The organism is Halomonas sp. ISL-56 (assembly GCF_018612805.1).
Taxonomy (GTDB): Bacteria; Pseudomonadota; Gammaproteobacteria; order Pseudomonadales; family Halomonadaceae; genus Vreelandella.
The window spans coordinates 67,640-90,407 of the sequence record NZ_JAGGRO010000005.1 but is presented as its reverse complement, the minus strand read 5'-3'; the positions used below and the strand labels follow the sequence as shown (position 1 = coordinate 90,407).

Below are 22,768 nucleotides of genomic sequence, written 5' to 3'. Positions count from 1 at the left end.
TTCATTTAATGTTTGATTGATCCAGAGCGGACTATACCGCTTCCTGATTCACTTCCTTCTCTAGATACTAGCATTACTGTTCGCTCTTCGACGTCATTCGAGAGCCGCCTGTAGTAAAGTCGTTGGCGAAGATAAAAGTGTCAAACGGTATCTGGAAAGGTGCAACTGAAGCGGGAGGCTTGAATGACGAACTTGGAAACCCTATACCCACCGATCGAACCCTACGAAACAGGCATGATTAATGTGGGGGATGGTCATACGGTCTATTTTGAGCGTGTGGGCAGGCCAGGCGGAAAGCCTGCAGTGTTTTTGCATGGTGGCCCCGGCGGTGGAATTTCACCTGATCATCGACGCCTTTTTGATCCTGAGCGCTACGACGTTCTTCTCTTTGATCAGCGCGGCTGTGGTCGTTCAGAGCCTCATGCCAGTATCGAAGCCAACACGACATGGCATTTAGTCGAAGACATCGAGAGGCTGCGTGAACATGTTGGCGTAACCCAGTGGATGGTTTTTGGCGGCTCCTGGGGTTCTACCCTGGGCCTTGCCTACGCCCAGACGCATCCAGATCGTGTCAGTGAGCTGATTTTGCGAGGCGTCTATACGGTCACCCAAGCGGAGATCGACTGGTACTATCAGTTTGGTGTGTCTGAAATGTTCCCCGATAAATGGGCGGCGTTTCAGGCGCCTATCCCTGAATTAGAGCGACACGATATGGTGGCCGCCTACCGTCGCCGGTTGATGGGGGATGACCCTGTTGCTCAGCTTGAGGCGGCAAAGGCGTGGACGATTTGGGAAGGGGAAACCATCACCCTTCTACCAGACCCTGCCTTTTCGGCTCCCTATAGAGAGGGGCATTTTGCGTTAGCCTTTGCGCGGTTAGAGAACCACTTCTTTACCCACAAAGCCTGGCTGGAAGAAGGGCAACTGCTTGCTAACGCCGATCGGCTAAAAGGTATCCCCGGCGTTATCGTTCACGGCCGCTACGATATGCCATGCCCTGTTCGTTATGCGCTGGCTCTGCATAATGCTTGGCCAGATTCCGAGCTCCATATAATCGAAGGCGCAGGGCATGCCTGGAGCGAACCCGGCATTCTCGATCAGTTGATACGCGCGACTGATCGCTTTGCTGTTTAATCCATCCACTGCCAGGGCGGTTCGTCCAACCAGCCCTGGCCGAGAATAACGGTCTCACCAAACGCTTTATCCAGCGCAATAGAGTTGCAGGCCTGATCTTGTTCCAGCGTCGCCACCAAGCGTGGCGCGTGGGAAACCACCCACACTTGGGTCTCCTGTGATGCACGTATTATTAGGCGCCCCAAGGCGGGTAGCAAATCCGGGTGTAGGCTGGTTTCGGGCTCATTTAATACCAGCAGTGAAGGCGGCCTAGGGGTGAGCAACGCCGCCACTAACAGCAGATATCGAAGTGTGCCGTCGGATAATTCCGACTGGTTCAACGGGCGCAACAACCCTTCCTGCAGAAATTGCAGCACAAAACGGTTACTCGCGTCGGCTGCAAAATTGATGCTAGCACCCGGAAAGGCGTCTTCAATTGCTGCATACAATGCCTCTCGATCACCGATCTCGTGAATGGTTCGTAAGGCGGCCACTAGGTCGCGGCCATCGTGATCCAGCACTGGTGTGCGGGTGCCGATTTGTGGTGTGCGAATAATGGATTGCGGGTCGGTTCGGAACTGATCGTAGAAGCGCCAGTTGCGGATTGTTTGTCGAACCGCATGGACTTCCGGTGCGGCGACCGGATCACTGATTTCGTTCAGGATGCTTTCGTAGCTGTTGAGATGAGCGTTGTACACCTGCCATTTGCGACCGACGCGCACTTTTACCACAGAGCCAACGCGGTCGATCAAGCAACTGCTGGGTCGGCAAACGTCGCCTGCCCAAATACATTCACGTTTTATTTCGGGGTCGAATTGGAACATGGAGGGATCCCCGTAGCCCGCAAACCCCTGGGGCGCAGGCATTCCCAACGAAATAGCGTAGCCAAAGTCTTCACCGACAAACCCCAGCCTGAGGCGGGTATTGCTTTTTTTGGCGGTGCCCTCAATGGGGGCAGACCCGTCTCTCATGCTGTTGGTGAGTTTTTCCGCGCCCGCCCAAAAGGTGTAATCAAGCCCGCCTTCCTGGGCGATCGATGCGATCAGATTGCCTTTGGCGGTGTCTGCCAGTAACCGCAACGCCTTGTACAGGTTGGATTTACCACACCCGTTGGGCCCGGTCACGACATTGAGACCCGACAGGGGAGAGACAACGTTTTTCAGACTGCGGTAGTTGGAGACGGCAAAGGCGTTGATCATAAGCTCTGAGTGGTTGAGGGCGATCCGTTCGGGCAGCGTTAAAAATGCCAGCTTAGCGATAGCAAATACGAAGTCACGCTCTTCGTCAAATGGCAAACTGAAAAGGTCATACCTTCTCCGAAGGCAGCGGGCAGAAACGCCCCGTCGTCGCAACGAATAGGGGCTTGAACTGTATTCCTGATTACTCGGGCAGTCTGGCTATCACCTTGATTTCAAAATCGAACCCTGCCAGCCACGTTACGCCAACTGCCGTCCAGTTCGGGTAGGGCTTTTCCGGGAACGCGTGTGCCTTGGCTTCCATGACAGCAGCAAACTGGGCTTCTGGATCAGTATGGAAGCTTGTCACATCAACAATATCCTCGAAGCTGGCGCCCGCGGCTTCCAGAACGCTCTGCAGGTTGTCGAAAGCAAGTTTAACCTGGGCGGCAAAGTCCGGCTCGGGCGAGCCGTCTTCACGGCTGCCGACCTGGCCCGACACGAACAATAGATCGCCGGAGCGAACGGCAGCAGAATAGGCGTTCTGCTCATAAAGCGCCTGGCGGCCTACGGGGAAAACGACATCACGCTTAGCCATGGAGATCTCCATCGATAGGTCGAAATCGACCTGTTATATGATGAAGTCACTTTAATCCTGCATTTGTGGTGGATAAACGGCGAATCCCGTTTAACATTGTTTGTATATTCCAAATAATGGCGAGGTGTTTGGCACAGCCATGGATCGTTTTAACGCAATGCAGGCCTTTGCACGGGTCGTGGAGACGGGCAGCTTTACCAAGGCGGCTGAGACACTTCATATGAGCAAAACCAGCGTGACACAATTGGTGCAACAGCTGGAGGCGCGGCTACGTGTCACGCTGCTCAACCGAACCACCCGCAAGGTTAACGTCACGGAGGATGGCGCCGCCTACTACGAGCGCGTCATCAAGCTGCTGGCCGATATGGATGATGCCGAAACCAGCTTGTCCAATGCCTCGGTATTACCCCGCGGTCGACTAAGAGTGGACGTACCCAGCCCTTTTGCACGCATGATCCTGATTCCCGCCTTGCCTGCGTTCCATGCTCAATATCCCGATATTCAACTCGATATGGGCGTGAGCGATCGCCTGGTGGATTTGATTGGTGAAAGCGTGGACTGTGTGGTGCGCGGCGGGGAACTTACCGATTTGTCGTTGGTGGCACGCCGCATAGGAGACCTGAGTCTGGGTGTTTACGCCGCACCGAGCTATTTGGAAAAGGCGGGTGTCCCTTCGCACCCGCAAGAGTTATCACTCCCGCCTCACTACATCGTTGGTTTCAGGTGGGCGCGCTCGGGCTTGGCCTTTCCTTACGCCCTACACCGCAAAGAAGAGCGTGTCAGCGTGCAGGGGCGCTATGTGATCTCGGTCGACGATGGAAACGCTGGGCTTGAAGCGGGCCTAGTGGGTCTCGGTGTATTATGCCTTCCAGACTACATGGCCAGGGAGCATTTATCGCGCGGCGAACTGGTGCGCTTGTTTGAGGATTGGCACCTCGATCCAATGCCGATGTACGTCGCATTTCCACCGAATCGGCACGTCAGCGCCAAGCTGCGCGTATTTATCGACTGGGTCGTGGAGTTGATGGCGCAGCATGCGCCTATCGTTGATCGGCGAGGGTATCAACACCAACGTTGACGTTTTATTTCGCGAAAAGGGCTGCTTCAGTTGTTTGCGAGCAATGGAATTGAAAAAAATGATGTGGATGGGTAGGTGTGAATATAACGATGAATAAAGCCGCGCTCTATCGGCAGTTGGCGCCGGAAGCACGTCAGCAGAATGGGCTTTCAATACTCAATCAAGTGATTGGTGTGCTTATTTTGTTGGCCTCTTTGACGGCTATTTTAGAAACTGAACCTACGCTTCGCGCAAGCGCGCCATGGCTCTTTCCTGCGCTCGAAACGATCTTCGTGGTGGTGTTCATTATTGAATATCTTCTGCGGCTTTATTCGATAGGGGAAGATCCTCGGTATCGTGGTTTGAGTGGCCGTCTTCGTTATATTTTTTCGTTTTGGGCGCTGATCGATTTAATTGCTATTTTGCCGTATTTCTTAGGTTTTATGGTTCATGACAATGCATTTTTGGTAAGGCTGTTGCGCTTGCTGCGTATGTTACGGCTAGCCCGCCTGGGAAGGTTCAGCCAAGCATGGACGGAGTTGGCGGATGCGCTCCACTCGCGCTCTTATGAACTATGGTTAAGCGCAGGTGTGGCTGCGTTGTTGTTGCTGTTTTCATCCTGCTGCCTGTATGTCGTTGAAGCCTCCGCCCAGCCGGAAACTTTCGGTAGCGTACCCCGTGCGCTGTGGTGGAGTATCGCGACGCTTACCACGGTGGGCTATGGCGATGTGACGCCTATCACCGCGCTGGGCAAGTTTTTTGCGGGCCTAACCGCGGTAGCAGGTATTGGTATTATCGCCATGCCTACCGGTATTTTAGCGGCAGCGTTTAGCGATGCGTTTCAGAAGAAGCGCAACCCAACCGATGGCGAGCAGCCTTAACAGATGAATATGTTAAGGTGCTTTCTCACTCGTTACTCCTTTAGTTGTTTTTTTGAATAGTTGATCATCGCCTGTGAGAACCGATAGCCGCCTCTCCCGTATGCTGCATGTGCTGCTGCATATTGCGCGAGAATCCCAGCCGATTACCTCTGAACAGATTGGCGCTATGCTAGGCACCAACGCCGCTGTCGTGCGCCGTACCATGGCGGGACTGCGTAAGGCGAGTTATGTAAAATCTGAAAAGGGTCACAACGGTGGCTGGCGCATCGCCTGCGATTTGCACCATGTAACGCTGCTGGATATCCACAACGCCGTGGGCGGGCCACGTATTTTTGCTATCGGCACCGACCGTGATAACCCTGACTGCGCGGTAGAGCAGGTGGTTAATGCAGCGCTATTGGATGCCATGCGCGAAGCGGAAGCGCTGCTCATCGACCGCCTGGGAGCGGTCACACTGGCAGAGCTTGCCGAACAGTTTGATGATATTGCCACGCGCAAAGGCTACCAACTGCCGACGCCTTAACGCTCTACTCCCTGACTGATTCACTCCCACCCTCGTTGTTCATATTGTCATTGACCGCTGTGTGCCTTTTAATGTATCAATAAAAGATACATGATATTAGTATGTTCACCCTTGACTTGTAAAAGCTGGGCGCAATCGGAGGCAGGGCAATGAATTTTGATGCAGTGATTATCGGTGGCAGCTACGCAGGCATGGCGGCAGGGCTACAGCTCGCCCGTGCGCGGCGGAAGATAGTGCTGGTTGATGCAGGCCAACCCCGCAACCGCTTTGCCGCTCACTCTCACGGGTTTTTAACTCAGGATGGCACGCCGCCCGCGGAGATAGCGGCAGAGGCCCGTAGCCAGTTGATGGAGTACCCAACGGTTGAGTGGCGCACGGGGCAAGTGGAGGCGATAACCGGGCAGGTGGATAACTTTTGTGTCGCACTGGCTGATGGCGGCTCATACCAAGCACGACGCATTATTTAGCTGCGGGGGTTACCGATGAGCTGCCAGGGTTGCCGGGGCTCGCCGAGTTATGGGGTAAACACGTTTTCCATTGTCCTTACTGCCACGGCTATGAACTGGGCAAAGAGGGCATCGGAGTGCTTGCCACCTCAGAGCTTGCGATGCACCACGGCTTGATGCTGCCTGGCTGGGGCGCGACGACGCTGTTTCTAAATGATGCTTTTGCACCCAATGCCGAACAGCTGGCGCAGCTTAAGGCGCGCGGCACCCAGGTAGAATATGGCGCAGCGGCACGTCTTAATGAGCAGGCAGAGGGTGTTGAGCTGGTAATGCAGGATGATCGTATGTTTCCACTGGTGGGTGTGTTCGTCGCGCCACGTATTCACCTTAGCCCGCTGATAGCGCAATTGGGCTGCGAGCTTGAGGAGTCTTCCATGGGGAGTATCGTCAAAACCGATGCCATGCAGACCACTTCAATCCCCGGCGTGTTCGCCTGCGGCGATATAGCGCGAGCGGCGGGCTCGGTCACCTTTGCCGTTGCCGACGGCGCCATGGCGGGGCTTGCTGCGCATCGAACGCTGATGTTTGGCATTTAACGCTCGAATTCAGGCGTTGGTATGTCAGCACTCACTCCATTAGCGAAATTAGAACTATGCTTTAGTATGAGAGTCATATTTGCCAACTCTTAGGTAGTTGGAGAAGGCGCTTGCTGATCAAAAAGAAGAAAGCTCGATCTCATACTGAGGATCGTTGTCTGGCTCTGGTGCTAGCAACAGCTGCCGGTATTCTCAATGCCATGGCGTTGGGTGCCTTTGGGTTTCTGCCTTCCCATATGAGCGGCAATGCCTCACAGATATCAACCGAAGTGGCCAGTTCCGATACCTATGGCTTGCTATTTCTGGCAGCTCTGCTTTTGGCATTCGTGCTCGGCAGTACGCTCGCACGCGTTGCCGCAGTCGTGGGACAAAAACTCAGAACTATCTTTTGCCTGATTCTCATGACGGAAGGCGTGGCATTGACTGCAGTGTCGGTGTTTGAACTATTGTTTTACTCAACGCGTTTCAACGAGGAAGTGCTGATAGCACTGGGCTTCTTGATGGGAGTACACAACGCGACGTCAACGCAACTGTCCAACGGTAGGGTCAGATCGACTCACGTGACCGGCACTCTAACGGATGCTGGTATCGCGTTAGGCTCGTTCTTATCATCGTTGGTGGCACGCGGTGAGGCGACCGACCGTCGCTCTTGCCGAAAGCAACTGTATACGCATTTGACGACGATTTTTTCATTTCTGATCGGGTGTATCGTCGGATTAGTGCTGTTCAATTTGTTTGGTTTCAAGGCGATGCTGGCGCTGGGGGCTGTTTTGATCATCGTTCCTTTGAGCGCGATTGTTATCACCGTGCGTACGGCAAGTAAGTGGATGGACGCCAGAAAAGCCTAACGGGTAGTGACGTCCCTTCGCCGGTCGCACGGTTACGATTGACTAAATTGGCGTGGCATTAGGCCTGCTATGTATCTGAGTGCTCTCCGCTAATCATCTGTGGCCTTAATGCTGGGCTTTTACCACAAGCGCCAATTGTACGAATGCCCCTAATGCGGCGATCGCCCCTGCACCTACCGCTAATGTCGAAACGGGCAGGTGAAAGGCAAGCAAAATGCCGCCACTCGCCGCGCCTATCGCACTGCCTAAATAGAGCGCCGATTCATTGAGCGCGACCGCCAAGTTGCCGTCGCCATGGGCTTGGCGCGTACGCACGAGTTCGTTGTTTTGTGGCACTTGCAGCGCCCAGCCAACGGCTCCCCAAAGCGCAATCGGCAGTAGCGTCAGCAGTGGATGAATAGATGCTGAAAGGGGAAGGGCGATCAGCGCTATACAGAGCAGCAGCATAATCGCCAAGGTAATTACCGGGCCGTTAAATTTGTCGACCAATGGGCCAATCAGAAAGCTGCCTACGACACCGCCAATCCCCCACACCCATAAATAACCGGTGATCGACTCAACAGCGCCTGATTCGGTGGCCGCCATAAATGGGGCGATAAAGGTATACATCCCTAAGCTGGCAATGGCCGCCAACAAGGAAACCGCCAGAATGCCCATGGCATGAGGGCTTTTCAAAATCGCCAGTTTACGGACAAGTGACAGTATGGGTGCGGGTGGAAGCGCAGGCAGTTTAAGCTGTAGCCCCGCATAGGCAATGAAGCCGAGTACTGCGATAAGCCACATGGCTGACGCCCAACCTAAACGCTCGGCCAGCAATAGGCTGATCGGCACACCCAGTACCGTGCCACTCGCCATGCCGCCCATAATGATCGCAATCGCTTTACCACGCTGTGCTTCGGGCGTGATGGCGGCTGCGGCGGCGATGCCCATGGCAAGATAAACCCCCGCGCCAATGCCTGCGATGGCGCGCCATATAGCGAGGGTGATAAAGCTGGTGGCCAGCGCGCTGGCGATGTTAGCCACGATAAAAACGGCTAACGCCACCAGTAAGCCCAAGCGTTGATGATGGCCGGGCAGGAGTGCTACGACGACGGGGGAGCCTAAGCCATAGGCCAACGTAAACGCCGTGACTAACTGGGCGGCCTTGGCTGAAGAGACACTAAAAGCGTCGCCAATAAGTGGAATAAGCCCAGCGGTCACATAAGAGGCCATCCCCAGTGCAAATGCCCCCAGGGCTATTAAATAAACCGATAAACGAGACTGATCAGCCATTACGCTCTCCATGTTAGATAAGGATCGAAAAATCACCGCTAGTTCTGCCAGCGAGAGGCTATTCTGGAGAGGCTTTTAAAGGGGTACAATTTAACTATTTATGCTATTACTAAAAGTGATAAGTTATTAAAGGTAATAAAATGACTGCTGCCCGGACGCTAACTCGAACGCGGGAAGACTTGGCTGCGTTTCTACGCAAGCATCGCGAGAAAATTGCTCCGGAAGCGGTGGGGCTGCCTCGCGGCCGCCGAAGGCGCACGCCAGGATTAAGGCGCGAAGAGGTTGCCGCGTTAGCGGGCGTGGGGCTGACCTGGTATACCTGGCTAGAACAGGGGCGGGATATAAGCGTATCGGCGACGTTTCTGGACAATTTATCCAAGACGCTCAAGCTGGATGCAGCTGAACGCCGCCATCTGTTCTTGCTTGCCCATCAGCGGCTACCCTCTGAGCTAGGTAAAACCTGGTGCAGCGTGCCGCCGCTGGTGCAAACATTGATGGACGACCTGCCCACCCGGCCCGCCTATATCCTCAACTTACGCTGGGATGTACTGGCCTGGAACGCGGCCGCCGATAAGCTGTTCAATTTCTCTGTTCATGCACCTGAGCGCCGCAATATGCTGTGGTTGTTATTTACCGACCCTGCCATGCGCCTACTGCTATTACCCTGGGAAGAGCAGGTTTGCCAAATGCTATCCAGTTTCCAGCGCGACTTTGCCCGTGCAACCGAAGATCCCGCTATCGATGAGTTGGTTGAAGAGTTAACCAAAGTGGCACCAGAGTTTAAGGCATGGTGGAAAAACCAGGAGGTCAACGCGCCCTGTCAGGGAGTGCGTCATCTTTATCTTGAAGCGCTCGGCGTTGTGGCGTTTGAACACACGACGCTCACCGTTGACGAAGAGCGCCACCTGCGGCTGGTCTACTATGCGCATAAAGGCATCGATACCGAGCAACGGGCTTTTAATGAGTGGGTGGTGGGTTAAACAGTATTTACTAAGATCCGAAATAAAAACGAGAGTCTATACGGAGCTGGTGGGTTGAGGCTTAGCGCTGGCACACTTTTGGCACTCATTGGCGCAAGCAAGATAGCCAATCCTATCACCCCTTCAAATACCTACCCGGCAGTTGCTCTGCCAAAAACTCCATAAACAGCCGTGTGCGCTGGGAAAGTGTCGTTTGGCGGTAGTACACGGCGTTGACGGCTTGGGTTTGCGGTTCAATGTGGTCGGGCAATACGTCCACGAGAGCGCCATTCTGGCGGGGTGCAATGGTCATGAAGTCGGCCAAGCAAACAATCCCTTCTCCCGCAATGGCGAGTTCTATCAGCGTGCTGCCGCTAGAAGCAGCCAATGCCGGGGTGATGTGAAAAGGTTTACCATCGGCGTTGTACAGCGGCCAGCGGTTGAGATGGTCGAGCTGACTGAAACCCAGCAGACTGTGCTGTTGAAGGTCATTGATGCTTTGAGGTGAGCCGTGGCGTTCAAGGTAGGCGGGGCTGGCAAGAAGGCGCAGCGGGCTATGGCCGAGTAAGCGCGCGTGCAGGGATGAGTCTTCCAGATTGCCGATGCGAATGGCCAGATCAACCCGCTGTTCGAGCAGGTCGACAAAGCGATCATGGGTATCCAGCTCCAGCGTAATACCAGGGTAGCGAGCGCGGAACTCGCCAATCACCGGCACAATCACGAACTGCATAAAACTGGGAGCGGCGTTAACTCGCAGCCTGCCTTGGGACTGATTGTGGCGATCCAGCATTGCCTCTTCGGCTTCTTCAACAGCAGCCAGAATATGGCGGCAGTGGTGTAGAAACGTTTCTCCCTCTTCGGTCAGTTCCAAGCGGCGCGTTGTGCGACGTAATAGCGTGGCGCCAAGTTTTTGCTCCAGACGGTTAAGCGCACGGCTAACCCCGGAAACGGTCATGCCAAGCCGCTCAGCAGCGCCGGTGATAGAGCCGCTATCCACGACCGTCACAAATGCTTGTTGTTCTTCAAGGGTGCTTTTCATAAATTGCTTTTCATAGCGCTGCCGTTTGCCTTGGTGAGTGTTTAACATTGTTGATTTAAAATCAAAAGAGTCTTGCTGGTACGTCGCTTCTTTTTCCGCGCTGTTACTCCCACAATACGCGCCATTAACGTCAAATCTATTCGGCTAGCTTTGATGATGAACCTCTTTGGGAGAAAGCGTTAGATGAAGATTCTACTGATTAACGGTGGCAAGGCGTTTGCCCACTCTGGCGGTGAGCTCAACAATACCCTGCACGGCGTGGCAGTGAGTACGTTGCAGGAAATGAGCTATGAGGTGCGCGAGACGGTGGTTGATCAAGGCTACAATCTTGAGACCGAAGTGCAGAACTACCTATGGGCGGACACCATTGTGTATCAGATGCCGGGTTGGTGGATGGGAACGCCCTGGATCGTTAAGCGCTACATCGATGAGGTGTTCACAGAAGGCCACGGTTCACTCTACGCCAGCGATGGCCGCTCGCGGCAAGACCCCACTAAACAGTATGGCAGTGGCGGCTTGCTGCAAGGGCGCCGCTACATGCTGTCGCTGACCTGGAATGCCCCTTTGGAAGCCTTCGACGAGCCGGACAATTTCTTTGAAGGGCGTGGTGTGGATGGGGTTTATTTCCCATTCCACAAATCGCAGGAGTTTATCGGCCTAGAGGCATTGCCGACCTTTATCGCCAACGATGTGATGAAGATGCCGGATGTCGATCGCGACAAAGCGGCTTATCGTGCCCATCTTCGCAAAGTGCTTGGCTAAAGTACTTGGCTTAACGTAGTTGATTCGGACAAGCCCTCCTCGCGAAGTGGGCTTTGTTTGGCTGATTTATCTGACCTAGCGATCCCGATCCAGACTTTGCACCGTTAGATCCAGCGCCTTGTACATATCCAACCGGGCGGAAAGGCCTATATCCGGGTGGTTCAGCTCGTTAGCCCGTTCCGATGGCAGTATCGGTGCGGTTAGGTCATCCGCGTCTGTCGGCTCGAAATCGTACTCTTCCCCGATCGTCATGGCGCTGCGGCGAAGAAGCATGCGTAATTGCGCCGGGGTAAGTTCGGGGTCAATCGACATCATTGCCGCCAATAGGCCGGCGACTAGAGGCGTCGCGTAGGACGTTCCGCAATGGGCTTCGCCTTGCTCACCTTCTACCAGTGAAGAGCCCCGTACACAGGCCGCTGCGGTTATATCCACCCGCATATCGATATTGGATGCGTTACGTTTGACTACATAGCGGGGATCTTCAATCTGAACATCCTCATCGCTGCGTTGATGCCCACCCACCACAAACAGTTGGTCGGTAATAAACGAGGAGGGCAGGCGATAATCGTCACTTCCCGAAAATGACGAAGCATTGCCTGCTGAGTTCACGACCACTACGTCGGGGTGTTCGCGGCGCAGCCATAAGAAGAACTCTTCGAGCAGCTCTTCGTAACCGCTCATGGCGATGCCGGAGCGTACCAGCGAATCGACTTCCTTCCCGTTAATATCGATGGCCCCTACTCGGTGGATGCCCCAGCTCCAGTTGAGCACACGTACGCCGTCCTCTACCAGATTGACTGAAGCCGCAACATTCGCCGTTATGCCTGCATCTGAGTTGCGATCCACAATCACGTCGAAGCCAGGGCCCACGTCGTCCAACCCGCGTAAAAAACCACTATTGCCGCCTTCATTCCAGGCCGCGGCAAATACACCCGCGACCGTTGTGCCATGCCCGTCGGGCTTAGCCGCGTCACGGGCATAAACGCAGGTTCGCGTTGAATCAGTCCGGCAGTCGCCCAGGTAATCGGCAAAATCCGGCGCGTCGAAGTCGACCTCGCGCTCGATGACGCCAATACGTATGGGCTTCGTCTCGATATCCCCGTCGTGGCCCTGACGTGATAAGCGTCGCTGGTAATAGTTCACGGCATCCAGAAAGCGGTTCGACGCCCACTCCTGATTATCCGCAGCGGGCGGCTTTTCCGTCTCGCTCTCAATGCTTTCTTCTGCCCCCGACTCTTCGACCACCACCGCATCCACGCTCACTTCGCTGCCCAGCCTAAGTACCAGCGCGTCGCGCTGTTCCAGGTTGTTGGCGGGCAAGCGCAGCTGATAGGTGTTGAGCGGTGGGATCATACCGACGACTTCGGCGTCGTACTTCTCTGCCAAACGCTGGGCTTCCTCGGCGCCATCGTGGCTCTCTTCAATAATCAGGCTGACCAGATCCACGTAGGTGGTCAAGCCATCCATGTTTTTCGCCACCTCTTGACCCGTGGCGGCGACTACGTGGCTGCCGTTAAGACTGAGCCAAACCGGGTTGCTGGACTGCTCACGCTGCTCAAACCATAGTGGGCCGCTTTGTTCATTAGCGCTGATGATGCTTACACGCACTCGGTCGTTATCGTGGGTGATGTCATCTGGCTGAAGCGCTGTGCCGTTCAGCTTTATCTGAAAATCGTCGTTCTCAAGTCCACTGACTCGCAGACAGAACGTTTGCCTATCCAGTTGCAGCAGATTGCCACAGCGCTGCAGTTGATCGACTCGCAACGGCTGTTTGGCTTGCGCAGACTGCTCAGCAACCGCGGCAGAACCGATCAACATTAGCGCCAACGCCGAAACCAGCCGACCAGCGCTCCAATAGTTTACTGCCATGCCTCTTACTCCAAACGAGATTCGATTAACTGCACGCAGCATAAACGTATTAGCTGAACAGAACATGAATCCGTTCGGTATGCGAGGGCCTCTATTGTGTTTTAACGGCTAAAACGATAACGCAGTTTCGGCAGGGAGCGGGCAACAGGCGGCAGGCGGGTGGCCATGATGAGGGCTGCAATAGCGGCATACATCGCCCACTCTTGCATATCGGCGCGCACCACCCAGAAGAAGTGCAGTAGCACCAGACCCAAAATGGCGTAAGAAAATTTGTGCAGTGGCTTCCAACGTTTGCCTAGGCGTTTCATCGACCATTTATTAGACGTTGCCCCCAGCACGGCAAGGCCGATCAGCGCGATCATGCCGACGATAATATACGGGCGTTTGACGATCTCGCTGCCCAGCAGCGCCCAGTTAAGCCCCAGAATAAACAGCGCATAACTGAGCATATGCAGAGTGGCGTAGGCGAGTGCCCAGAGACCCAACTGGCGACGGATTAGCGCAAAGCCTTTCCAACGGGTGAGCTTGGTTAATGGCGTCAGGCTCAATGTAAGTAGCAATATCCACAGCGCGCCGATGCCAATATTCAGCAGTAGGTAGCGCCCCGGTTCGGGGCCCGCGGCATTATTCGCCACCTGCCAACTCCAGAACAGCAGCGGTGCTAGCGCCGCTAGAAATACCGCGCCGCGCCAGGCTAACCATTTGTGCTGCGGTGCCATCAGTAGTTCTTCCTCAAATCTAACCCCGCATACATCTCGGCGACTTCGTCGGCGTAGCCGTTAAACATCAGTGTATCGATGGTGTTGGGGTTGAACAGGCTGTTGGGCAGGCGGCGCTCGGTGGCCTGGCTCCAACGCGGGTGATCAACCTGGGGGTTAACGTTGGCATAAAAGCCATACTCGTCCGAGGCAATCTGCTGCCAGGAGTTAACCGGCTGCTCTTCGACCAGCGAGATGCGCACAATCGATTTGATACTCTTGAAGCCGTATTTCCAGGGCACGACTAGACGTAGGGGAGCGCCGTTTTGGTTGGGCAGCTCACGGCCGTACATACCCATGGCCAGCAGCGTTAGCGGGTGCATGGCTTCGTCTAAGCGCAGGCCTTCCACGTAGGGCCAATCAATGATCGAAAACGAGGAGCGCTGGCCGCGCATTTGCTCGGGGTCTACCAGGGTTTCAAAGCGCACGTACTTGGCTTTGCTGGTGGGGTCGGCGCGCTTGATTACATCGGCCAGGGGGATGCCTAGCCAGGGGATGACCATCGACCACGCCTCAACGCAGCGCAGGCGGTAAATACGTTCTTCAAACTGCGAGGGCTTGGCAAAGTCCTCTAAGGCAAAGCGCCCGCCGTTATTGACTTCACCATCAACTACTACACTCCACGGCTCGGTTTGTAGGCTGCCCGCATGGCGGGCAGGATCGCCCTTGTCAGTACCGAACTCGAAAAAATTGTTGTAGCCACTGGCGTCTTCGAAAGGAGCTATCGCATCTTTTTCCGGGTCGCTAGGGGTGACGGCTCGCCACTGTGCTTCGCTGATTTTCTCTTGTAACCACGCTGGTGCGTCGCCTTCGGGTACATCCGAGTAGTCGGCATTGGCGCGCACATTGCCCGATAAGGCAATGCCTGCTCCCAGGCCTGCCATGCCGCCCATAAAGCGCCTTCTGGAGAGGTAGATAGATTCCGGTGTGACATCGGATTCGTGTAAGTCACTTGGTTTGGCGATCTTTATAAGCATGTGGTGCCTCCACTATCGATGGATAAGGTGTGTGCTATTACTGTGACCATTTTGTACAAGATTTATCACAGATAACTCTCCAAGTTGTTACGTTTTTTAAACGTCGATTCAGCAGGGAGCATCGACAGGTAAGCGTATGCAGAAAGATGCGCCTCCGGCGGCGAGGTTTTCTACGCTGATATCACCGCCCTGAAGGGTCATGATTCTGCGTGCAATCGCTAGCCCGAGCCCCGCATGGCCGGCGCCGCCAGAGGCTTCACCGCGGTAAAAAGGGTCGAAAATATGTGCTAGATCCTGCTCGGCAATGCCTGGGCCGCTATCTTGCACGTAAACCTCGGGTTTACCCTCCGCTTGGCCGACAATGACGTCAATTCGTCCGCCTGGTGGGCTGTAGGCAATGGCGTTGCTGATCAGGTTATCCAGCACGCGCTCAGTCATAGCGAGGTCGGCGTAGGCGGTGGGCAATGCCGGGTCGCCGCTTAGGCTTAGCGTTAACTGGCTGTCTTGCGCAGCTTGGCTATGCTTCTGTACGACGTCGTGAACCAGCTCGGCCAACGGGAAGGGCTCCGGCACCGGCTGTTTTTCCCTCGCTTCGAGTGCGGCAAGCTCAAAGAGCTCATCCACCAAGCGGCTTAAACGGCGCCCTTCTTTAAGGGCGATATCGAGAAAGCGATCCTGCTCCTGGGGGCTGAGGCGGTCACGTCTTAACTTCAGGCTTTCGATATAGCCCTGCATGGACGCCAGCGGTGTGCGTAAGTCATGGGATACTTGGGCGATCAGGCGGCGGCGCTGGGCGTCTTTTTCCGTCAATTGTTCAATCTGGTTGGCAATCCGTTGGGCCATGGTGTCAAAGGTGGCTCCCAGGTAGTCGATTTCGTCGCGCACCACGGGACGCTTATCGCGCCATCTTTTGTTGTGCCAGGTGTGGTTTGGGCTCTGGCTCATGTCACTGTTCTCGAACTCCTCGACAAGTCGTGTCAGCGATCTTAGCCGACGGGTTAACAAGCGGAAAATGGTCAGCCCTGCGACCATCGCCACCGCCAGGCTAACCAGTAGCGCCCAGGCGCTCATTTCGAGCACTTTACTGCCACGGGCCAGGGTTTCTGCCGCATCGTACTCCTCACCCCGCAACACTACGTAAAGATACCCTTCCGGGTTCTCCGCCGTGGGTACCGGGGTAACAGAAAAGACTTTCTGCCGGTCATGGCTGCGGGGGTCGTCGCCAAGAAGCGGGTAAAGGCTCATGTCATCCATCAGGCTGCGTATGGGCGCCAGGGACACTTGGTTGCGTTTGATTTTCGCCGGATCCGCCGAATAGGAGAGGAGTGTGCCCTCCAGATCCAGCAGATAGATCTCGATACTGGGGTTAATCGCCATGTAGAGGGCGAAGAGTTCTTCCAGGGCGCTACGGTCAAGTTCACCATCACGGACTAAGTTCCGGTCGGACACTAGATGCTGGGCCAGATCCTGATGCAGTGCCTGGTTGACGGAAGCGCTGTATTCACGCAGCGAATAGAGGCTAATAAAGGTGTACAGCAGGCCGACGGCCAACAACAGCAGAAATAGGCCGAGGGCTAGCCGGGTGTAGAGTGTTTTCAGCATAGCTTAGTCGCGGAAGCGATAGCCCACCCCCCAAACGGTCTGAATCAATGCCGGGTGAGCGGGATCCGTTTCGATCTTACCGCGCAGCCGGTTGATGTGGGTATTGACGGTATGCTCGTAGCCTTCGTGGCTGTAGCCCCATACGGCATCAAGCAGTTGAATACGGCTAAATACCCGCCCCGGATGGCTGGCAAAGTGCCAGAGCAGGTCAAACTCTCGCGCGGTGAGTTCAACGACTTGTTCGTATATAAATACTCGCCGGCGGACAGGATCAATACGCAGCCCTTCGGCGATTAACTCGTCACTGCTGGTTGCCGCGACGAGCTTGGAAGCCATGGCATCCACGCGCCGGAACAGGGCTTTTATCCTTGCGGACAGCTCGGCCACGCTGAAGGGTTTGGTGAGGTAATCATCTGCCCCCATTTCCAGGCCTAGCACTCGATCCAGCTCAGTGCTTTTAGCCGTCAGCATCAGTACGGGAACGTAGCCTGGGCCAGCGCGGATTTCGCGGCATACGGAAAGTCCGTCCATGCCAGGCAACATTAGGTCAAGCACCACCAGGTCGATGCCGCCTTCACGATACCGCTCAAGCCCGGTATCACCCCGCTCACAAAGAACGGGGGTCATGCCGAGTTCGGCCACGTGTATGCGAACCAGCTCACCGATACCTGGGTTGTCCTCAATAATCAGTACGTTTCGTGTCATGGCTGCCTAGCTTTTAAATACTCGCGATTAGCAGAGGCTTACATGCCCTCGTCGTCCATATCCTCTTCCATTTCCTCTTCCATTTTCATATCGCCGTCCATCTCCATGTCGCCTTCCATAGCGTCGGACATATCGTCCATCTGCATGTCATCATTATCCATGGACTCATGCATGTCGTCTTCCATCATGCCGTCGTCAGACATCATTTCATCCGCATAGCTGGCGGTAGCCATCAGGCTGAATAGGCAGATGGCGGCAATGGTAGTGAGCTTTTTCATCGTAAATTCTCCCGAGAATTAGGCCTGCCCGGCGGGCAGGTTCGTCACCATTCTCGGTGCTCACCATCACACTAGAATCACGCAATACTAAAGAGTGTATCGCGCATATTTCACAAAAGTATCACGACGGGTAAAGGATAGAGTGATGACAGTACCCCTTTTGTGGTGTCAACTGACTGGTATTCAGCGTTCAATCAACAAGGAACCCCATGGCCACTACACGCCGAGAATTGGTGTCGTTAATTGAGCAGAACGTCATTCCGCCTGACCAAGTGACGCGCGCAGTGACCACTGCCGGACTACATCCTTCTGCCCGCGCCTGGACGGTATTTATCGATCGCCTGTTGCTATGGCTAGGTGGCTTGGCGTTGGCCTTCGCGGTGCTGTTTTTCGTGGCCTATAACTGGGCAGAAATGGGGCGCTGGCTGCGCTTTGGGGTGGTGCAAGCAGCGATAGTGCTGGCGATAGGCGTTGCCGTTTGGGGCAAGGCCAGCCCTACGGTCAAGCGGGTAGCGTTAACGGCTGCTTCGCTGCTGGTGGGCGTACTGTTGGCGCTGTTTGGGCAGGTTTACCAAACCGGTGCCGACCCCTGGCAGCTGTTTTTTAGCTGGGCGGTGTTGACGTTGCCCTGGGTCTGGGTAGCGCGTTTTGAGCTGCTTTGGGTGCTGTGGCTGGGGTTGCTGAATTTGGCTGTCGGGCTCTATTTGCGCACCTGGGGAGGGCCGTTGAGCGTTCTCATCAGTAGTGATGCAGCGCTGTGGGGGCTGTTTGGGTTCAATACTCTGGCGTTGGCCGTTTGGGAGTGGGGCGCCCGTTTCCGGAGCTGGCCACGGCAGTGGGCGGTACGCTTGCTGGCGGTGGGCAGTGGAGTGCCGGTAACGCTATTAATGATGACGTTGATCGTCGATGCAGGCCTCTCGTGGTCGCCAGTGCTGGCGGCCTACCCGCTCTGGTTGGCAGCGCTATATGGCGTTTACCGTTGCTGGCGGCCTGAGCTATTTATGATCGCGGGGGGCTGTATTTCGCTGTTAACGGTAGCCACGCTACTGCTTGCCAGGGTGTTGCTATGGGAAGGTGAGTGGCAGGAGGGAAATCTGATGCTGATCACCATAGCGGTGCTGGCGATGGGCGCCGGAGCCGTGGTGTGGCTGAAGCGGCTGCATCGGGAGATGTCACTGTAATGAATAGCATGAATGACTTAAGAGTTAGGCTGAGCCAAGCGGGTATTCCGTTAAACGAGCCCACCTCATCAGCGCAGCTGCAAACGCCTTGGTTTGTACGTGCGCTGCAGGCGTTTTCCGGCTGGTTAGCGGCGCTGTTTCTGCTCGGATTTATCGCCATGGGGGTGGTGTTTGTGGTGGAGAGCCCAGCGGCGTCGTTAGGCCTTGGGCTCGCCATGATCGGCGCTGCTTTTGCGCTACTACGTACGGCGCGCAGCGATGTGCTTGAACACTTGGCACTGGCGGTGAGTCTGGCGGGGCAATTGCTAGTGGCCTGGGCCGCTATAGAGTTCTGGAGCGAATCCGCTTACTCATTATGGTCGTTGCTGGGATGGTCGCTATTTGGCTTGCAGGCGGTGCTGGCGCTGGTAATACCGAGCCTGGTTCATCGCACGTTTTCTGCCTTTGCCGCCAGCTTGGCGCTGTACATGGCCTTGGCAGTAAGCGACTTGGAACTCGTTGCAAGTGGGCTGGTGCTATTAGCACTTACCTTGCTTTGGCTGAATGAATTTCGTTGGCCGCAGCGTATAAGGAGTGTTCAGGCGTGGGGCTACGGCTTGCTAATGGGGTTACTCGTCATACAAGGGTTAGCGCATAGTGGCCAGCCCTTTTGGTTAGGGGTTGAAGGACAGCAAATAGGCGACGGCGCTTGGATGGCTCTTGGGATAGACCTTGAGGATATAGACCCTTGGTTAAGCGCTGTATTGTTAGCGCTGACGCTAGTATTACTGCTGTATAGCATTTTTCACACGCTCCGCTCACCCATGCTGTATTGGCATGCCGCTATAGGTGTGGCCGTGATGCTGCTGATTTCTCTTTACCTGCCAGCGGTTGTGCAAGGCGTTGTAGTGTTGCTACTAGGTTTCGCGATTGGTCATCGCCTGTTGGTGGGGCTAGGCATGTTTTCGCTACTGCTGGCCATGAGTAGTTATTACTACTGGTTGAATACCACGTTATTAATCAAAGCACTAACGCTAATTGTGATAGGGGTAATGCTCCTATCGCTGCGTTGGTTGTTACGGTGGTTGAGTCCGTTGGATGATAAGCGGGAGCCTAAACCATGATGCGTCGCGCTAAATGGCACCGGACTGTCATTATTGTGGCCACATTGCTGGTTCTTGCAGTGGTGAACTGGGCGATTTGGCAGAAAGAGCGCCACTTGGCCGAGGGTGAGATCGTCTATTTGGTACTGGCGCCGGTCGACCCGCGCTCATTGATGCAGGGCGACTATATGGCGCTAAACTTTGCGCTGGGTAATCAAATTCAAAGCGCGCTTCATCAGAGTGAGCATGATGCGAACTCGCTCAAAGCACGTAACGGCTACGTGGTGGTGCATTTGGATGAACAGCGTATTGCCCACTTCCAGAGACTGGACGAAGGCTCGCCTTTACGCGATGACGAACGGCGCCTTCGCTACCGGCTGCGCAGCGGCCAAGTACGCTTCGCCACCGATGCATTCTTCTTTCAGGAGGGGCACGGCGAACGTTATGAATCTGCTCGCTACGGGCAGTTCCGTGTCAACGAGCAAGGTGACCCCTTGCTCGTTTCTCTACACGATGAAGCCTTTGCGAACCTCAGCCCGTAGAGGGCTTTCGAGTCTTAAGCAATCTGACGCTCAGCTGTGGCCGAAGCGGTGGCTCGGCGTAGGAAATCTCGGTTGATGGGGCTGTGCGGCTTGAGCGACAAGCGTTCGTTGGCCATTCCCTCAGCAAGTTCTCGATTACCGCCGCGCAAGGCGGCCTCTGTCAGCGTCCAGTCGATGATGTCGCGCTGGGCATGACTACCGCCGAAGGCGTTGGCTATAAAGCGTACCGCATGCAGGCGCGCGGTCGCGGTGGCATAGTCGCCATGCCAGAAGGCAACAAACCCTTCGGCTAAGGGTAGTCCGATGCGTCGAGCCCAGGTTGCTGCTTCGGAGCTGTGGTCATTATTGCGTAGCATCGTCAGCAGTGCCTCCACCCGGCCGTCGCGTCCGGCGCCCAGGTAGGCCATGACCGCATGCCAATCGTTAAAGGGGTAAAGCTGACCGTCCGCGTGTTGTTCCCAGGCGGCCGCCAGTTCCTGCCAACGCTCTCCGACGTCCTGTCCGGTGAGAGTCAGCCGCCACAGCAACGCTGAGGCGTCGATCATATCCAGCACCACGGCGCTGCGCTCTTGGCGGATTGGGCCGTCATAGAGGGCCAACACTTCTCTGGTCTGTCCGAGATCGAGGTGGCAGAGGGCGAGATGCCACCAGTTATGCACCTTAAACAGATTGTCGTCGCCCGACCAGTAAGGCTCGCGTGCGGTCATCCAGCCAATGCCGTCCTGGGCACGGCCCTGCATCTCCATGACGTGGGCGACGGCGTGGTGCGCCCAGCAATCGAGCGGTTGCAGATCCAGCGCTTGCCGGCCGACATGCTCGGCGCGAGCGTAGTCGCCTGTCTCCTCCAGCCCGAAGGCGTACATGCCCATGGCGATTGAATGGCCTGGGATATCGGGCGACCATTTTGGCAGTACGCGAGCGAGGCGGTCACGCAGGTTACGTGCATTAGCGCGGTAGAAGTCGACTAAATGACCGGCCTGCAGGGCCAGCAGATCATGTGGGTAGCGCAGGTTATGGTAATCCAGGGCGATCCCCGCGGCGCTCCATTCGCCGGCAAGCAACTGCGCTAGGATGGCGGCATGGGAGGCCTCCCGGTCATTCAAGCGTGCACCGTTAGTGGCGGCCAGGTCGGCTTTGGCTGCGGTTGCAGCGGCGGGTTCTGTGGCCAGAGCAAACAGATAGGCCCTGGCGATTCGCGCCATAGTGAAGTTTGGGGCAGCTTGAATCGCCTGATCCAACGGGGTGACAGGGTCGCCGCGGTAGAGATTGAAGGCGTCGATAGCGCGGTGGTAAAGCACCTGGGTTTCGGATGTGGCGCCGGGCAGGGCGTTGCCTTGGCGGTCGGTCAGCATAGTAGGTATCTCCAGTTTGGTGTTGTGATTATTGACGGTGACAGTCTTTTGCCCCTCGGCGGCGGCCAGCCCACTCACCAGGCTGCTAGACTACGATGAGGTACGGGAGACTTTAATGGTCGAGGCGCCGGCTTTGTTGTCCGATCCGCCGCGATAGAGGCAAAGCCCCATGGATGCTGCACTCGATGTGCTGCGCATGATTCGCTTTACCGGTGGCATCTTTCTTGATGCAGAGTTCACTGCGCCCTGGTGTGTGAGGGCACAGGTCACCCCAGAAGATTGCCAGCCATTCACCCCAGTGCCTGAAAGTATCCTCGCCTATCACTACGTCAGTGCTGGGCGGCTGTTGCTACAGGTCGGCAAGGAGCTACCCGTGATAGTGTCGGCAGGACATATTGTGCTCTTGCCGCGCAATGACCCGCATCTTCTCGGCAGTGAGCTGGGTGTTCAGCCCGTCAGCGTTGACCATCTGCTAAAGCCCATTAGCGGTAGCGGGCTGGCTCGGATCGTTCATGGCGGTGGCGGTGAAACCACGCGCTTGCTGTGTGGTTTTCTACATAGTGAGACGCCCTGTGCTGCACTGATAGGCGTGCTACCCAGGGTGATGGCATTGGACGTGGTAGAGGGGGCAGCCAGGACATGGATCGAAAGCTCCTTTCGCTTTGCCGCCTCTGAGTTAGCCGCTGGGTCGATACGCTCGCCAGCGCTGCTGGCTAGGCTTGCTGAATTGCTGTTCATCGAAGCCGCGCAGCTTTATCTCTCCCGCCTGCCGCCCGAGCAGCGATCCTGGGTCGGAGGGTTGGCTGACCCCTTTATCAGCCGTGCGTTGACCCAGCTACATGACTTCCCCGCGCGACACTGGACAACGCAAGTGTTGGCGAGCCAGGTAGGGCTTTCTCGCTCTGCCTTTGCCGAGCGTTTCAGCGAGTTGGTGGGCCTGCCTCCGATGCGCTATTTGGTAAGGCTACGTATGCAGATCGCTGCCCGTCGCTTGCGCGAGACACCGACCCCCATCTCGCGTATCGCATTGGAAGTGGGTTACGAGTCTGAAGCTGCTTTCAGCAAGGCTTTCAAGCGCGCATTTGGAGAGCCTCCAGCGACGTGGCGACGCAAGCAACGATCACTGCATCAGCCCTGACGGACGAACTGCATG

Annotated in this window: 24 protein-coding genes; 13 read left to right on the top strand and 11 right to left on the bottom strand. The window is 55.7% G+C overall.

Annotation, left to right across the window (positions count from 1 at the left end):
* The first annotated feature begins 183 nt into the window (after positions 1 to 183).
* A complete protein-coding gene (gene pip, locus J7J49_RS03980) occupies positions 184 to 1,134 on the top strand; it encodes a prolyl aminopeptidase (RefSeq protein ID WP_215090371.1) in 951 nt (316 codons plus the stop codon).
* On the opposite strand, the gene J7J49_RS03975 is transcribed toward pip, so the two are convergent.
* Both J7J49_RS03975 and J7J49_RS03970 read right to left on the bottom strand, forming a co-directional pair.
* Positions 1,131 to 2,312: an AAA family ATPase gene (locus tag J7J49_RS03975; RefSeq protein WP_215090754.1), complete on the bottom strand. Its 1,182-nt coding sequence runs from the start codon at positions 2,310 to 2,312 to the stop codon at positions 1,131 to 1,133. The two genes, pip and J7J49_RS03975, sit on opposite strands and share 4 nt — an antisense overlap.
* Before the next feature lie 181 nt (positions 2,313 to 2,493).
* Positions 2,494 to 2,886, bottom strand: coding sequence for a RidA family protein (locus J7J49_RS03970; protein ID WP_215090369.1), 393 nt, complete (start codon positions 2,884 to 2,886; stop codon positions 2,494 to 2,496).
* 139 nt (positions 2,887 to 3,025) lie between these two features.
* Here J7J49_RS03970 and J7J49_RS03965 point away from each other — a divergent pair, with 139 nt between their 5' ends.
* The 6 genes from J7J49_RS03965 to J7J49_RS03945 all read left to right on the top strand — a co-directional run bounded on the left by J7J49_RS03965 (position 3,026) and on the right by J7J49_RS03945 (position 7,237).
* On the top strand, positions 3,026 to 3,964 hold the full coding sequence (locus J7J49_RS03965; RefSeq protein WP_215090367.1) for a LysR family transcriptional regulator: 939 nt from the start codon (positions 3,026 to 3,028) through the stop codon (positions 3,962 to 3,964).
* An 89-nt stretch (positions 3,965 to 4,053) separates the two neighbouring features.
* Positions 4,054 to 4,824 carry a potassium channel family protein gene (locus tag J7J49_RS03960; RefSeq protein WP_215090365.1) on the top strand — a complete coding sequence of 257 codons (771 nt, stop codon included), beginning with the start codon at positions 4,054 to 4,056 and terminating at the stop codon, positions 4,822 to 4,824.
* 73 nt (positions 4,825 to 4,897) lie between these two features.
* Positions 4,898 to 5,347 (top strand): Rrf2 family transcriptional regulator, encoded by a 450-nt coding sequence (locus tag J7J49_RS03955; protein ID WP_215090363.1) that lies wholly within the window; start codon positions 4,898 to 4,900, stop codon positions 5,345 to 5,347.
* A gap of 149 nt (positions 5,348 to 5,496) precedes the next feature.
* On the top strand, positions 5,497 to 5,814 hold the full coding sequence (locus J7J49_RS22755; protein ID WP_353048333.1) for an FAD-binding protein: 318 nt from the start codon (positions 5,497 to 5,499) through the stop codon (positions 5,812 to 5,814).
* A 29-nt stretch (positions 5,815 to 5,843) separates the two neighbouring features.
* A complete protein-coding gene (locus J7J49_RS22750) occupies positions 5,844 to 6,389 on the top strand; it encodes an FAD-dependent oxidoreductase (RefSeq protein WP_353048332.1) in 546 nt (181 codons plus the stop codon).
* Between the two features lie 110 nt (positions 6,390 to 6,499).
* On the top strand, positions 6,500 to 7,237 hold the full coding sequence (locus tag J7J49_RS03945; RefSeq protein WP_215090361.1) for a YoaK family protein: 738 nt from the start codon (positions 6,500 to 6,502) through the stop codon (positions 7,235 to 7,237).
* A gap of 105 nt (positions 7,238 to 7,342) precedes the next feature.
* On the opposite strand, the gene J7J49_RS03940 is transcribed toward J7J49_RS03945, so the two are convergent.
* Positions 7,343 to 8,509: an MFS transporter gene (locus J7J49_RS03940; RefSeq protein WP_215090359.1), complete on the bottom strand. Its 1,167-nt coding sequence runs from the start codon at positions 8,507 to 8,509 to the stop codon at positions 7,343 to 7,345.
* Between the two features lie 140 nt (positions 8,510 to 8,649).
* Between J7J49_RS03940 and J7J49_RS03935 the strand changes: the two genes are divergently transcribed.
* Positions 8,650 to 9,489: a helix-turn-helix transcriptional regulator gene (locus J7J49_RS03935; RefSeq protein ID WP_215090357.1), complete on the top strand. Its 840-nt coding sequence runs from the start codon at positions 8,650 to 8,652 to the stop codon at positions 9,487 to 9,489.
* A gap of 115 nt (positions 9,490 to 9,604) precedes the next feature.
* On the opposite strand, the gene J7J49_RS03930 is transcribed toward J7J49_RS03935, so the two are convergent.
* Positions 9,605 to 10,507, bottom strand: coding sequence for a LysR substrate-binding domain-containing protein (locus tag J7J49_RS03930; RefSeq protein WP_215090355.1), 903 nt, complete (start codon positions 10,505 to 10,507; stop codon positions 9,605 to 9,607).
* 183 nt (positions 10,508 to 10,690) lie between these two features.
* Between J7J49_RS03930 and J7J49_RS03925 the strand changes: the two genes are divergently transcribed.
* Entirely contained in the window at positions 10,691 to 11,269 is a 579-nt protein-coding gene (locus J7J49_RS03925) for an NAD(P)H-dependent oxidoreductase (RefSeq protein WP_215090353.1), read from the top strand.
* A gap of 75 nt (positions 11,270 to 11,344) precedes the next feature.
* Here J7J49_RS03925 and J7J49_RS03920 read toward each other — a convergent pair whose 3' ends face one another.
* From J7J49_RS03920 to J7J49_RS03895, 6 genes are all read right to left on the bottom strand, one after another.
* Positions 11,345 to 13,138 (bottom strand): S8/S53 family peptidase, encoded by a 1,794-nt coding sequence (locus J7J49_RS03920; protein WP_215090352.1) that lies wholly within the window; start codon positions 13,136 to 13,138, stop codon positions 11,345 to 11,347.
* A 101-nt stretch (positions 13,139 to 13,239) separates the two neighbouring features.
* Positions 13,240 to 13,857 carry a protein-methionine-sulfoxide reductase heme-binding subunit MsrQ gene (msrQ, locus tag J7J49_RS03915; protein ID WP_215090350.1) on the bottom strand — a complete coding sequence of 206 codons (618 nt, stop codon included), beginning with the start codon at positions 13,855 to 13,857 and terminating at the stop codon, positions 13,240 to 13,242.
* Positions 13,857 to 14,873 carry a protein-methionine-sulfoxide reductase catalytic subunit MsrP gene (gene msrP / locus J7J49_RS03910; protein WP_215090348.1) on the bottom strand — a complete coding sequence of 339 codons (1,017 nt, stop codon included), beginning with the start codon at positions 14,871 to 14,873 and terminating at the stop codon, positions 13,857 to 13,859. Before msrP ends, msrQ begins: the two co-directional genes overlap by 1 nt.
* Positions 14,874 to 14,981: 108 nt before the next feature.
* On the bottom strand, positions 14,982 to 16,475 hold the full coding sequence (locus tag J7J49_RS03905; protein ID WP_215090347.1) for a sensor histidine kinase: 1,494 nt from the start codon (positions 16,473 to 16,475) through the stop codon (positions 14,982 to 14,984).
* 3 nt (positions 16,476 to 16,478) lie between these two features.
* Positions 16,479 to 17,180, bottom strand: a complete 702-nt coding sequence (locus J7J49_RS03900) for a winged helix-turn-helix domain-containing protein (RefSeq protein WP_215090345.1) — start codon at positions 17,178 to 17,180, stop codon at positions 16,479 to 16,481.
* A 38-nt stretch (positions 17,181 to 17,218) separates the two neighbouring features.
* Entirely contained in the window at positions 17,219 to 17,458 is a 240-nt protein-coding gene (locus J7J49_RS03895) for a hypothetical protein (RefSeq protein WP_215090343.1), read from the bottom strand.
* Between the two features lie 209 nt (positions 17,459 to 17,667).
* Between J7J49_RS03895 and J7J49_RS03890 the strand changes: the two genes are divergently transcribed.
* From J7J49_RS03890 to J7J49_RS03880, 3 genes are read left to right on the top strand one after another with little or no spacing between them, the layout of a single operon-like run.
* Positions 17,668 to 18,639: a DUF2157 domain-containing protein gene (locus tag J7J49_RS03890; RefSeq protein ID WP_215090340.1), complete on the top strand. Its 972-nt coding sequence runs from the start codon at positions 17,668 to 17,670 to the stop codon at positions 18,637 to 18,639.
* Entirely contained in the window at positions 18,639 to 19,742 is a 1,104-nt protein-coding gene (locus tag J7J49_RS03885) for a DUF4401 domain-containing protein (protein ID WP_215090338.1), read from the top strand. The genes J7J49_RS03890 and J7J49_RS03885 overlap by 1 nt, the downstream gene beginning before the upstream one ends.
* Positions 19,739 to 20,263 carry a GDYXXLXY domain-containing protein gene (locus J7J49_RS03880; protein WP_215090337.1) on the top strand — a complete coding sequence of 175 codons (525 nt, stop codon included), beginning with the start codon at positions 19,739 to 19,741 and terminating at the stop codon, positions 20,261 to 20,263. The genes J7J49_RS03885 and J7J49_RS03880 overlap by 4 nt, the downstream gene beginning before the upstream one ends.
* 14 nt (positions 20,264 to 20,277) lie before the next feature.
* Here the strand turns inward: J7J49_RS03880 and J7J49_RS03875 are convergent, their stop codons facing one another.
* Positions 20,278 to 21,615, bottom strand: coding sequence for a tetratricopeptide repeat protein (locus J7J49_RS03875; protein ID WP_215090336.1), 1,338 nt, complete (start codon positions 21,613 to 21,615; stop codon positions 20,278 to 20,280).
* 169 nt (positions 21,616 to 21,784) lie between these two features.
* Here J7J49_RS03875 and J7J49_RS03870 point away from each other — a divergent pair, with 169 nt between their 5' ends.
* Positions 21,785 to 22,753 carry a helix-turn-helix domain-containing protein gene (locus J7J49_RS03870; protein WP_215090335.1) on the top strand — a complete coding sequence of 323 codons (969 nt, stop codon included), beginning with the start codon at positions 21,785 to 21,787 and terminating at the stop codon, positions 22,751 to 22,753.
* Positions 22,754 to 22,768: the final 15 nt, after the last annotated feature.

Excerpts from the sequence above, each read along its gene's own strand:
- pip (WP_215090371.1), top strand. The coding sequence starts at position 184 with ATGACGAACTTGGAAACCCTATACCCACCGATCGAACCCTACGAAACA.
- J7J49_RS03975 (WP_215090754.1), bottom strand. The coding sequence starts at position 2,312 with ATGATCAACGCCTTTGCCGTCTCCAACTACCGCAGTCTGAAAAACGTT.
- J7J49_RS03970 (WP_215090369.1), bottom strand. The coding sequence starts at position 2,886 with ATGGCTAAGCGTGATGTCGTTTTCCCCGTAGGCCGCCAGGCGCTTTAT.
- J7J49_RS03965 (WP_215090367.1), top strand. The coding sequence starts at position 3,026 with ATGGATCGTTTTAACGCAATGCAGGCCTTTGCACGGGTCGTGGAGACG.
- J7J49_RS03960 (WP_215090365.1), top strand. The coding sequence starts at position 4,054 with ATGAATAAAGCCGCGCTCTATCGGCAGTTGGCGCCGGAAGCACGTCAG.
- J7J49_RS22755 (WP_353048333.1), top strand. The coding sequence starts at position 5,497 with ATGAATTTTGATGCAGTGATTATCGGTGGCAGCTACGCAGGCATGGCG.
- J7J49_RS03940 (WP_215090359.1), bottom strand. The coding sequence starts at position 8,509 with ATGGCTGATCAGTCTCGTTTATCGGTTTATTTAATAGCCCTGGGGGCA.
- J7J49_RS03935 (WP_215090357.1), top strand. The coding sequence starts at position 8,650 with ATGACTGCTGCCCGGACGCTAACTCGAACGCGGGAAGACTTGGCTGCG.
- J7J49_RS03930 (WP_215090355.1), bottom strand. The coding sequence starts at position 10,507 with ATGAAAAGCACCCTTGAAGAACAACAAGCATTTGTGACGGTCGTGGAT.
- J7J49_RS03925 (WP_215090353.1), top strand. The coding sequence starts at position 10,691 with ATGAAGATTCTACTGATTAACGGTGGCAAGGCGTTTGCCCACTCTGGC.
- J7J49_RS03920 (WP_215090352.1), bottom strand. The coding sequence starts at position 13,138 with ATGGCAGTAAACTATTGGAGCGCTGGTCGGCTGGTTTCGGCGTTGGCG.
- msrQ (WP_215090350.1), bottom strand. The coding sequence starts at position 13,857 with ATGGCACCGCAGCACAAATGGTTAGCCTGGCGCGGCGCGGTATTTCTA.
- msrP (WP_215090348.1), bottom strand. The coding sequence starts at position 14,873 with ATGCTTATAAAGATCGCCAAACCAAGTGACTTACACGAATCCGATGTC.
- J7J49_RS03905 (WP_215090347.1), bottom strand. The coding sequence starts at position 16,475 with ATGCTGAAAACACTCTACACCCGGCTAGCCCTCGGCCTATTTCTGCTG.
- J7J49_RS03900 (WP_215090345.1), bottom strand. The coding sequence starts at position 17,180 with ATGACACGAAACGTACTGATTATTGAGGACAACCCAGGTATCGGTGAG.
- J7J49_RS03895 (WP_215090343.1), bottom strand. The coding sequence starts at position 17,458 with ATGAAAAAGCTCACTACCATTGCCGCCATCTGCCTATTCAGCCTGATG.
- J7J49_RS03890 (WP_215090340.1), top strand. The coding sequence starts at position 17,668 with ATGGCCACTACACGCCGAGAATTGGTGTCGTTAATTGAGCAGAACGTC.
- J7J49_RS03885 (WP_215090338.1), top strand. The coding sequence starts at position 18,639 with ATGAATAGCATGAATGACTTAAGAGTTAGGCTGAGCCAAGCGGGTATT.
- J7J49_RS03880 (WP_215090337.1), top strand. The coding sequence starts at position 19,739 with ATGATGCGTCGCGCTAAATGGCACCGGACTGTCATTATTGTGGCCACA.
- J7J49_RS03875 (WP_215090336.1), bottom strand. The coding sequence starts at position 21,615 with ATGCTGACCGACCGCCAAGGCAACGCCCTGCCCGGCGCCACATCCGAA.
- J7J49_RS03870 (WP_215090335.1), top strand. The coding sequence starts at position 21,785 with ATGGATGCTGCACTCGATGTGCTGCGCATGATTCGCTTTACCGGTGGC.